This is a genomic window from Deinococcus pimensis DSM 21231, assembly GCF_000519345.1.
Classification (GTDB): domain Bacteria; phylum Deinococcota; class Deinococci; order Deinococcales; family Deinococcaceae; genus Deinococcus_A; species Deinococcus_A pimensis.
This window is the reverse complement of sequence record NZ_KI912629.1, coordinates 2,723-8,127: the sequence shown is the minus strand read 5'-3', so window position 1 is coordinate 8,127 and position 5,405 is coordinate 2,723. Positions and strand designations below refer to the sequence as shown.

Here is a 5,405-nt window from a genome sequence, read left to right as displayed (position 1 = left end):
CCAGTGGACGGGCCTCGCGAGCGCCCTCGGTCAGCACGCCCGCGTGGACCTGCTCGACCCGCAGCCCGGCCTGCCCGACCTCGTCTTCACCGCGAACGCCGCCGTGGTGCGCGGACGCACCGCCCTGCTCGCCCGCTTCCACCACCCGGAGCGGCAGGGCGAGGAGCCGCACTACGAGGCGTGGCTGCGCTCGGCAGGCTTCGTCGTGCTGTGCCCCCCGCGCGACCTCGCCTTCGAGGGCGCGGGCGACGCCCTCTTCGACCGCGGGGAGGACCTGCTGTGGTTCGGGTACGGGCACCGCTCGCAGGAGGAGGCGCGGCACGTCCTCGCCACCGTCTTCGGCGTGGAGGTGCAGCCGCTGCGCCTCACCGACCCGCGCTTCTATCACCTCGACACCTGCTTCTGCCCGCTGGAGGGCGGCTTCCTGCTGTACTACCCGCCCGCCTTCGACGAGGAGGCCGTCATGGCCATCGAGGCGCGCGTGCCCGCCCGCCGCCGCCTCGCCGTCAGCGAGGAGGACGCCCTGAACTTCGCCTGCAACGCCGTGAACGTCGGCCGCGAGGTCGTGCTCAACCGCGCCACGCCCGCCCTGCGCGCCTGGCTGGAGCAGCGCGGCCTGCGCGTCACGGAGACGGACGTCTCGGAGTTCCTGAAGGCGGGCGGCGCGACGAAGTGCCTCACCCTGCGGCTCGACGAACCCGAGGTGGCGCGGCCCGCGTCGGACTGAGCGTCGTCACCTCACCCGCGTCACGAGCGCGGAGGGCGCCTCCAGGAACCTGCGGCTTCCGTAGACGACGCGCTCGTCGGGCGAGACGTAGTAGGACCTGTAGATGCCCCGCGTCAACCTGTTGGCGTACTCGAAGTCGGCCAGGGCCTCGTTCACGTGAACGAAGCCCAGACGCCTGAGGCGCCGCACGCTCTCCAGACGCCTGTACGTTCCACGGTCCAGACGCCAGGAAAGGAGGGAAACCAGCCATTCGTAGATGTGGATGATGTCGCTCACCGCGCCTTTCCGCGAACGACGTCGATCGGACGCTCGCCTCGGAGACTCTGGACGATCGGCGCTCTTCCCACGATGGTGGGCCGCGCGAACGACGTCCGGCTCTTCATCGCCCTTGGCGCCTCGACGGCTCAGCCGAAGGCGTTGATGCCGGTCGCCTCGCGGCCCAGCACGAGCGTGTGGATGTCGTGCGTGCCCTCGTACGTGTCCACCGTCTCGAGGTTGAGCAGGTGCCGCATGACGGGGTACGCGGTGGTGATGCCGCTGGCGCCGAGCACCTCGCGCGCGGCGCGGGCCCCGTTCAGGGCGGCGCGGACGTTGTCGCGCTTGGCGAGGCTCACCTGGGGCGGCGAGAGCCTGCCCTCGTCCTTGAGCACGCCGAGCCGCCACGAGAGCAGCAGGCCCTTGCTGTGCTCGGCCAGCATCCGCGCGAGCTTCTCCTGCACCAGTTGCCGAGACGCGATGGGTTGCCCGAACGTGACGCGGCCCAGCGCGAACTCCCGCGCGGTCCCGTAGCTGGTCTCCAGCGAGCCGAGCGCGCCCCAGGAGATGCCGTAGCGGGCGTCCGTGAGGCACGACAGGGGCGCGCCGAGACCGCGCGCGCCCTCCAGCCGGTTCGCGGCGGGCACGCGGCACTCCCGAAGGACGATCTCGCCCGTGACGGAGGCGCGCAGGCTGAGCTTCCCGTCGATCTTCGGGGCGCTGAAGCCCGGCGTGTCGGTCGGCACGACGAAGCCCCCGACGCGGTCCTCGCCCTCCACGCGCGCCCAGACCACCGCGACGTCCGCGAGGGGACTGTTTGTGATCCAGACCTTGCTGCCCGTGAGGACGTAGTGCGCGCCGTCCGCGCGGGCGGTGGTGCGCATCGCGGCGGGGTCGCTGCCGCCCTCCTCGGTGAGGCCGAAGCAGCCGACGAGCTCACCGCTCGCGAGGCCCGGCAGCCAGCGCCGCCTCAGGTCCTCGCTGCCGAAACGGTGGATGGGGCCCATCACGAGGGAGCCCTGCACGCTCGCGAGGCTGCGCAGGCCGCTGTCGGCCCGTTCGAGCTCGTACATCGCGCAGCCGTACGCGACGGCGCTCAGGCCCGCCCCGCCGTACTCGGGCGGGAGGGTCGGGCCGAGCAGGCCCTGCTCGCCGAAGCGCCGCATGAGGTCGCGCGGCGCGCCGCCCGCGTCCCACCAGCCCTGCGCGTGGGGCAGCAACTCCCCGGTGGTGAAGGCGCGCGTGGCGTCCCACACGGCACGCTCTTCGGAGGTCAGCAGATCGCGGACGGAGAGGAGGTCCAACACCTACCTATTGTAGAGACGCGCGACGCCCCTCCCCCTTCAGGTGGTGGGTTCGAGGTCGAGGATGACCACCTCGGGCGGGCAGGCCCAGCGCATGGGCACGCCGGTGACGCCGAGGCCGCGCGAGACGTAGCCGAGGGCGTTCCCGTCGGGGGTCCCGGCGGGGGTGCCCTCGGCGGGCGACTGGACGATGTGGGTGCCGCGCACCCAGCCCTGCAGGGCGCGCAGGAGGGTGCTGCGACGTTTGAGGGGGCCGAAGAGGGGCAGGCGGACCTGCCCGCCGTGGGTGTGGCCGCTGAGGGTGAGGTGGACCCGGCCGGGGACGTGCATGAGGTAGTCGGGGTTGTGGGCGAGCAGGACGACGGCGCCGCCCGTGTGGTCCCTGAGCGCGGCGTCGAGGTCCTGGGTGCCGAACCACCAGTCGTCGACGCCGGCGACGTAGAGGTCGTCTCGGACCTGCACGCCGGCGTTGTTGATGAGCTTCACGCCGTGCAGGCGGAGGCGTTCGGCGAAGGTGACGCGGGTGGCGTTGGTGTTGAGGCTGGTCCAGTCGTGGTTGCCCCACACGGCGTACACGCCGAGGGGCGCGCTGAGGCGGGAGAGTTCCTCCATGAGCTTGCGGTGGCGGCGTCCGCCGACGCCGCTGTCGAGGAAGTCCCCGGTGATGACGACGAGGTCGGGGCGGGCGGCGAGGACGGCGTCCACCCAGCGCCGGACGGTGCCGCGTCCGACGAAGAGGCCGTAGTGCAGGTCGCTGAGGTGCGCGACGCGCGCGCCGCGCGTGAGGCCGGGCAGGCGGACGCTGTGGCGGGTCGTGACGAAGCGGTAGGTGTTGGCGACGCCGAGCGCGCCGAAGGTGAAGAGGCTCCAGCCGAGGGTGGAGAAGGCGCGCCTGAGCAGCATGATGTTCAGGCTACCAACCCGCGCGGTCACGTGTCGTTGCCCTTTCGCTGAGACCCGGCGGGACGCAGGTCGAGCGTGACGAGTTCGGGTGGGCAGTTCAGGCGCATGGGCACGCCGGTGACGCCGAGGCCGCGTGAGACGAAGCCGCGTGCGGGCGCGCGGACGAAGCCCATCGCGAAGCGCTCGCCGTAGCGGCTGGAGGTGGAGAGGGCCCCGACGACCGGCAGGCGGATCTGGCCGCCGTGGGTGTGCCCGCACAGCGTGAGGCCGACGGTGGCGGGCACGAGGGGGAGCAGGTCGGGGTTGTGGCTGACGAGCAGCGTGGCGGCGGCCCTGTCCGGGCCGTGCAGGGCGAGGGCGAGGCCGGGGTCGCCCGTCTCGAAGTCGTCGACGCCCGCGAGGACGAGGTCCTCGCGGACGCGGACGTTCTCGTTGAGCAGGACGCGGACGCCCGCCTCGTGGAGGTCGCGGCGGAAGCGTTCGCGGCGCGCCTCCCAGTCGGGCCGGGCGGGGCGGGCGAGGCGGGCGACGCGTCCGAAGCTGTAGTAGTCGTGGTTGCCCCAGGTGCCGTACACGCCGAGGGGCGCGTGGAGACGCGCGAGTTCGTGCAGGAGGGGGTCGGTACCGCCGTCGACGTCGGCGTCGATGAAGTCGCCCGCGATGATCACGAGGTCGGGGCGTTCACGCAGGGTGGCGTCCACCCAGGCGCGGACGGAGGCGGCGCGCACGTAGGGGCCGTAGTGCAGGTCGGTGAGGAGGGAGATCCGGATGGGCGCGCGCAGGCCCGCCAGTTCGGGCGCGTGGCGGTTGACCTCGAAGCGGTAGGTTTCCCCGACGGGGACGCTGGCGGCGGCGAGGGCGCCGAGTCCGCCGAGCAGCAGGGCGCGCCGGGTGATCTTCATCGGGTCAGTCTACTGCGGGCACCCGTGGGTCCGGACACCCCCGACGTGGGGGGAGGCGTGGCCGCGCGGCGTCCCGGGGGAGTAGTGTGGGACGCATGTCCATCACGACTGTCGTGCTCGCCGACGTCCGTACGAACGTTCCCGACCTGCCGCGCGCGGAGGCCGTCCTGGTGGGAGGTGGGCGGGTGCTGGCGGTGGGTTCGCGGGAGGAGCTCCTCGCGCTCGCGCCGCGCTCGGAGATGCTGGACCACCGGGATCTCGTGCTGACGCCGGGTCTGGTGGACGCGCACGTGCATCTCGTGGGGTACGGGTTCTCGCTGGGGAACGTGGACCTGACGGGCGCGTCGAGCGTGGAGGAGGTGCGCGCGCGGGTGGCGGCGCGCACGGCGGCGGTCCCGGCGGGCTCGTGGGTGCAGGGCAACGGGTTCACCCTCTCGGAGCTGGGGTTGTCGCGCTACCCGACGGCGGCGGAACTCGACGAGGTCTCTCCGGAGCATCCGGTGCTGCTGTACTCGCGTGACCTGCACTCGGCGTGGGCGAACAGCCTCGCGCTGCGTCTGGCGGGCGTGTCGGAGGACACGCCGGACCCGGAGGGCGGGCGCGTGGTGAGGCCGCTGGGCACGCTGCTGGAGTACGCGAAGGAGCTCGTGGCGCGCGCGGTCCCGGCTCCCACGGCGGCGGACTCGCTGGAGGCGGCGCGGCGCGGCGCGTACGACCTGCGGGCGCGCGGGTTCGTCGCGACGCACACGATGGGATACGAGCCGTCGGCGGCGCTGCGTTCCGTGCTGGAGCTCGACGCGCGGGGCGATCTGCCGGTGCGGGTGTGGGCCTGCGTGGATCACGAGCGGCTGGAGACGCTGCGCGAGGCGGGCCTGTACGGCGGGCTGGGCGGGCGCGTGCGGGTGGGCGGGGTGAAGTTCTTCGCGGACGGGGCGCTGGGGAGCCGCACGGCGTGGCTGGGCGCGCCGGGCTTCGCGGACGGGAGCGGCACGGGGATGCCGCTGCACTCGCCGGACCTGATCCGCGAGCGGGCCCGCGAGGCGCTGGAGCTGGGCCTGACGCCCGTGACGCACGCGATCGGCGACGAGGCCAACCGCCGCGTGCTGGACGTGTACGAGGAGCTCCCGCCGCTGGCGCGCGCGCGTGGGGTGCGGCTGCGGCTGGAGCACGCGCAGCACCTGCGGCGCGAGGACGTGCCGCGTTTCGGGGCGCTGGGCGTGACGGCGTCGGTGCAGCCGATCCATCTGCTGGGGGACGGCCCGGCGATCCGGGAGCTGCTGCCGCACCTGGAGGAGACGACGTACGCGTTCCGCA

Annotated in this window: 6 protein-coding genes; 2 read left to right on the top strand and 4 right to left on the bottom strand. The window is 73.4% G+C overall.

The window, feature by feature from the left end; all coding sequences use genetic code 11:
- Positions 1-727, top strand: a 727-nt coding sequence (locus DEIPI_RS38875) for a dimethylarginine dimethylaminohydrolase family protein (protein ID WP_045233596.1), incomplete at its 5' end; no start/stop codon positions are given.
- 6 nt (positions 728-733) lie between these two features.
- Here DEIPI_RS38875 and DEIPI_RS0103810 read toward each other — a convergent pair.
- The 4 genes from DEIPI_RS0103810 to DEIPI_RS28270 form a co-directional block, all read right to left on the bottom strand.
- A complete protein-coding gene (locus DEIPI_RS0103810; RefSeq protein WP_027480913.1) occupies positions 734-1,003 on the bottom strand; it encodes a hypothetical protein in 270 nt (89 codons plus the stop codon).
- A gap of 128 nt (positions 1,004-1,131) precedes the next feature.
- On the bottom strand, positions 1,132-2,289 hold the full coding sequence (locus DEIPI_RS0103805; protein WP_027480912.1) for an acyl-CoA dehydrogenase family protein: 1,158 nt from the start codon (positions 2,287-2,289) through the stop codon (positions 1,132-1,134).
- Between the two features lie 36 nt (positions 2,290-2,325).
- Positions 2,326-3,189, bottom strand: coding sequence for a metallophosphoesterase (locus tag DEIPI_RS0103800; RefSeq protein ID WP_027480911.1), 864 nt, complete (start codon positions 3,187-3,189; stop codon positions 2,326-2,328).
- Between the two features lie 26 nt (positions 3,190-3,215).
- Positions 3,216-4,091, bottom strand: a complete 876-nt coding sequence (locus tag DEIPI_RS28270; RefSeq protein ID WP_045233595.1) for a metallophosphoesterase — start codon at positions 4,089-4,091, stop codon at positions 3,216-3,218.
- A gap of 95 nt (positions 4,092-4,186) precedes the next feature.
- On the opposite strand from DEIPI_RS28270, the gene DEIPI_RS28265 reads away from it, so the two are divergent.
- The coding region (locus DEIPI_RS28265; RefSeq protein ID WP_045233594.1) for an amidohydrolase at positions 4,187-5,405 on the top strand (1,219 nt) is incomplete at its 3' end.